Annotated in this window: 5 protein-coding genes; 2 read left to right on the top strand and 3 right to left on the bottom strand. The window is 69.2% G+C overall.

Annotated features, from left to right (window positions below):
• Together ACFR9S_RS15085 and guaB are read right to left on the bottom strand one after the other, a co-directional pair.
• On the bottom strand, positions 1 to 592 hold a 592-nt coding region (locus ACFR9S_RS15085), incomplete at its 3' end, for a HalX domain-containing protein (protein ID WP_379818981.1).
• Positions 593 to 688: 96 nt separating this feature from the next.
• Positions 689 to 2,176, bottom strand: coding sequence for an IMP dehydrogenase (gene guaB, locus ACFR9S_RS15080; RefSeq protein WP_379818980.1), 1,488 nt, complete (start codon positions 2,174 to 2,176; stop codon positions 689 to 691).
• 233 nt (positions 2,177 to 2,409) lie between these two features.
• Here guaB and ACFR9S_RS15075 point away from each other — a divergent pair, with 233 nt between their 5' ends.
• The gene (locus ACFR9S_RS15075; RefSeq protein ID WP_379732687.1) at positions 2,410 to 2,598 is read left to right on the top strand and encodes a hypothetical protein; all 189 of its coding nucleotides are present in this window, start codon (positions 2,410 to 2,412) and stop codon (positions 2,596 to 2,598) included.
• Positions 2,599 to 2,600: 2 nt separating this feature from the next.
• A complete protein-coding gene (locus ACFR9S_RS15070) occupies positions 2,601 to 3,563 on the top strand; it encodes a DUF5794 domain-containing protein (RefSeq protein WP_379818979.1) in 963 nt (320 codons plus the stop codon).
• Here ACFR9S_RS15070 and ACFR9S_RS15065 read toward each other — a convergent pair.
• The gene (locus ACFR9S_RS15065) at positions 3,560 to 4,255 is read right to left on the bottom strand and encodes an ArsR/SmtB family transcription factor (protein WP_379818978.1); all 696 of its coding nucleotides are present in this window, start codon (positions 4,253 to 4,255) and stop codon (positions 3,560 to 3,562) included. The two genes, ACFR9S_RS15070 and ACFR9S_RS15065, sit on opposite strands and share 4 nt — an antisense overlap.
• Between the last annotated feature and the right edge of the window lie 192 nt (positions 4,256 to 4,447).

The raw sequence follows: 4,447 nt of genomic DNA, 5'->3' as shown, positions 1-4,447 counted from the left end.
CGACGTCCTCGAAGGGGTCGTCGACGTCCTCGAACTCGCGGAACAGCGACTCGAACTCCCCGCTGTCGCTCATCTCGTCGATCGTCGTGTCCAGCTCCGCGCGGAGCTGTTTCAGGCGGTCGGTGAGCTGCTGGTACTCCTCGTTCTCCTCGAGTTCGGAGTCGGTCTTCTCGGCCTCGAGCAGCGCCTTCTTCGAGGAGAGCGAGAACAGCTCCTGAACGCCCGTGTCGTACGTGCTGCGACGCTCCAGATCGCCGACGGTCTCCAGCAGTTCCTCGCGCGCGACGGGCTTGACGAGGTAGTCGTCGAACCCCATCCCGAGCACGTCGAAGTCGGGCTCGACCGCGGTCACCATCGCGACCTGACAGTCGATCCCGCGCTCCTGAATCGCGTCGAGCACCTCGTCGCCGGAGAGTCCCGGCATCCGACGATCGAGCAGCACGATGTCGACCTCGCTGTCGAGGTTCTCGAGGGCCTCACGGCCGCCGTAGGCGGTTCGGACGCGGTAGTCGGCCCCGAGCCACGCGGCGTAGAGGTCTGCCAGATCTGACTCGTCCTCGACGACGAGCACGAGAGGGCGATCGTCACTCATCTGATAGGGAGCGGTTAGCTCTGGCGGAAAAGGGGCGGCCGGCTATATCAAAATACCCCTTCCGGCCTTCGTTGTGCCTTCGACCACCGAACGGTGTTACTCGTTGGGGCTGTAGTTGGGCGCCTCGTCGGTGATCATCACGTCGTGGGGGTGGCCCTCGGTCTGTCCGGCCGCGGAGACGCGGACGAACTCCGAGCGCTCCTTGAACTCGGGGATGGTCTCGGCGCCGACGTAGCCCATGCCGGACTGCATCCCGCCGACGAGCTGGTGGAGCTCGGAGGCCAGCGTCCCCGTGTAGGGGGTCGCCGCCTCGACGCCCTCGGGGACGTACTCCTCGTCGCTCTCCTCCTTGAGGTAGCGCTCGCCGCCGCCGGACTGCATCGCGCCGACGCTGCCCATCCCGCGGTACTGCTTGTACTTCTTGCCGTTCATCGTGATGACGCGGCCGGGCGCCTCCTCGGTGCCCGCGAAGTAGGAACCGAGCATCACCGCGTCCGCGCCGGCGGCGATCGCCTTGATCGCGTCGCCGGAGTAGCGGATCCCCCCGTCGGCGATCACGGGCACGTCGTGCTCGCTGGCCACGTCGGCCACCTCGGCGACGGCAGTGATCTGGGGCATCCCCGCGCCGGAGACGACCCGAGTGGTACAGATGCTGCCCGGGCCGATCCCGACCTTGATCCCGTCGGCGAAGTCGACGCAGGCCTCGGCGGCCTCCCGCGTGCCGACGTTGCCGACGACCACGTCGGCGTCGACGGTTTCGGTGATCGCCTTCGCCGAGTCGAGGACGTTGAGGTTGTGCGCGTGAGCGCAGTCGATGAACAGCACGTCCGCGCCGGCCTCGTCGGCGGCGATCGCGCGCTCGTCCTCGAAGGGGCCGACCGCGGCGCCGACGCGCAGGCGGCCGTCCTCGTCGCGGGCCGCGTTCTCGTTCTCGCGGCGCGCGAGGATCCCCTGCATCGTCACGAGGCCGACCAGCCGGTCGTCGTCGTCGACGATGGGGACGCGCTCGATCTTGTGGTCGTACATGAGTTCGAGCGCGTCGCGGGCGCTCACGTCCTCGCCGGCGGTGATGACCTCGTCGGTCATCGCCTCCCGGACGGTGTCGCTCTCGCCGACCTCGAGGTACGGGCGGATGTCGGTGCCGGAGATGATCCCCAGCACGGTGTCGTCCTCGTCGACGACCGGCGCGCCGGAGACGCCCTCGTGCTCCATCATCTCGTCGACCTCGTCGACGGTCTGCTCGGGCGCGGCGGTGACGACGTTCTCACGCCGGATCACCAGCTCGTCCGCGCGCTTGACGCGGGTGATCTGAGCCTCCATCTCCGGGGTGTCCATGTTGCGGTGGAGCACGCCCAGCCCGCCCTCGCGGGCCATCCCGATGGCCATCTCGGCCTCGGTGACGGTGTCCATCGCCGCCGAGAGGACGGGGATCTGGAGCTCGACGTTCCGCGAGACGTGCGTGGACACGTCCGCGGCGTCGGGCTCGACACGACTCTCCATCGGCCGCAGGAGCACGTCGTCGAACGTCAGCGCCTCCGGCACTCGTAGCTTCTCCGAGAAAGGTTCCGATCCGTTACTCGCCATGTAGTCGGTGGTGAGCCTCGGCCCAAAAGCGTTCCGTATCCCGGAACTGTGTGCCTCTCGTCCCCACACTGTCGGCCTCCGTCCGGGCCGACGGCACCGCCAACGTATCTTCAGTTTCAACCCGTATTTGTCGTGAGTTCTTCGACTAACGTTCAGTTACGCCGACGATCCGGCCGTGTTCATGGGGTGCACTCTCACACAACGTTTATCGCCCTATCGGCGGAAGTAGTGGTATGGACGTCGACCGTCTCGCCACGTCGTGCATCGTCGGCCAGCCGAACGACAGCGCCGTCGACTCGCTCAAAACGATGTGGCGAACAGTACGACGTTTCCTCCCGAAATTTACAGGATCCGCGTTCGGCCGCGGCTATCCGGAGTCGGGAGCACACTACCGTTTGGCCACGGGTGAGGCCGCCAGCTAGTCGTGAGCGTCTCGGACCACCCGATCGCGTTACGCCTCGAACAGCACGTCGGCGGCGCCACGCGGCTGCTGGCGACGGTGATGGGCCTCCCGCTCGTCGACGGGATCTTCCCCGCGCTGGTCGTCGCCGGCGCGCTCACCACCGAGACCGGGGCTATCTCCCCGGGGGGCGTGCTCCAGACCGGCCTCCTAATCTTCGGCGGCTCGGCCACCGTCGCGGTCATTCTCGCCGAGATGGAGGGCACGCCGACCGAGAAGGCGAGTTCGGTGCTGCTCGTCGGCGCCGTGCTCGTCCCCATCGCGGTCGTCGAGGCCGCGTTCGCCCAGACGCTCTACTCCCTGTTCGACCCCGACGTGTTCCAGCGCTTCGCGGGGCTGGTGATCCTCGCGATCGCCGCCAAAACCGCCAGCGCGGAGGTCGGCACGTACCTCCCGGGTCCCGGCGCGATCGTCGGGCTGGGGATGATCGCCAGCTACCGCGGCGGCGCCGAGCTGACGATGAACTTCGAGCTCGCGACGCTCGTCCCCGCGGCCGCCGCCGCCGGCACCGGAGTCGCGTTCGCGCTTGGCGTCGCCCTCGGCGCGCCGACGCTGCAGGGCGCGGTCGACATCGACCGCTTCCGGTTCGGAAGCTCGGTCGCGCTGGGGATGCTCGCAGTCGACGTGCTGGGTCTGCTGGCGACCGAACAGCCCGTCGCACTGGGCGTGCTCGCGGTGACCGCGCTGCTGTCCTACGATCCCGACTCGGAGGACGACGATACCGACGAACCCGAGTCCGAAGATCCATCGTCGACGACGTACAGTCTGGACGCCGACAGCGAGGACCGACCCGTCGACATCGCCGCGGAGCTGGCTGTCGACCGGGAGGACGCCTCGGGCACCGTGAGCGCGGCCGACGGCGGCGCCGTCGACGGTGAGGCCGTCGAGGAGTCGCCCGACGAGCCCGAGCGTCCGCCGTACCTCTAACGCCGGCGGAGCCACCAGACCGCAGCCACCCCGAGCAGCACCGCCGCGCCGCCGAGGAAGAACAGCAGGCCCGGCGGCACCCCGAGCGCGTCCTCCGCGCTCCGGACCGTCTCGGGCGTCGGCGTCGCGGTAGGCTCCGACGTGACTTGGGCGATGCCGATATCTCCGGACTGAGTCTCGGTCGCGGCCTGTGTGGCCGTCCCGTCGGCACCGGTCTCGTACCCCCCGGCGCCGCCCGTCTGCCCGAACGGGAGCGGGAGCTCGCCGAAGTACGCTTGGACGAGCAGGCTCGCGAGGCCCAGCGCCGCGACTGCGCCGACGAGCCGGGAGAGCGCCGCCTTCAGCCCGGTCGTCTCGTCCTCCGTGCCGGCGTAGACGATCAGCGGCGCGTCCGCCGGCCCGTACACCGTCATCTCGCGACCCTTCTCGGAGTACACCGTGTCGACCGGCTCGATCAGGCCGGCGTCTTCGAGGTTGCCGATGTGGTACTGGGCGTTCTGGAGCGAGAGGTCCAGCCGGTCGGCGACGCCGGAGGGCGTGGCGGGGTCCTCGTGGAACTCGCGCAGCATCTCCCGGGCGGTGTCCGACGAGAGCGCGGCGAGTGTCTCGCCGGCCTCGTCGCTGTCGACGCCGAGCACCCGCGGCTCCGGGTCGGGATCGGCGTCGGGGGTGGAGGGCAGTATGTCGACCATACAGTCCGGGTTTCACGCGGTCCGTTGAAACTCTGTTCCCTCTCGGACGACCCGGCGTCGCTCAGTCGCCCCGGTCGGGCACGACCAGCACGCGCAGGTCGTTCACGTTGGTCCCCGTCGCGCCGGTCACGAGCGCCGCGTCACGGCGGCCGAGGTAGCCCAGCGAGTCGTTGCGGTCGAGCGCGTCGCGGG

The organism is Halolamina salina (assembly GCF_042678005.1).
GTDB classification, from domain to species: domain Archaea; phylum Halobacteriota; class Halobacteria; order Halobacteriales; family Haloferacaceae; genus Halolamina; species Halolamina salina.
Note: the sequence above shows the minus strand (reverse complement) of the source record. Positions and strands in the feature narration are given on the sequence as shown.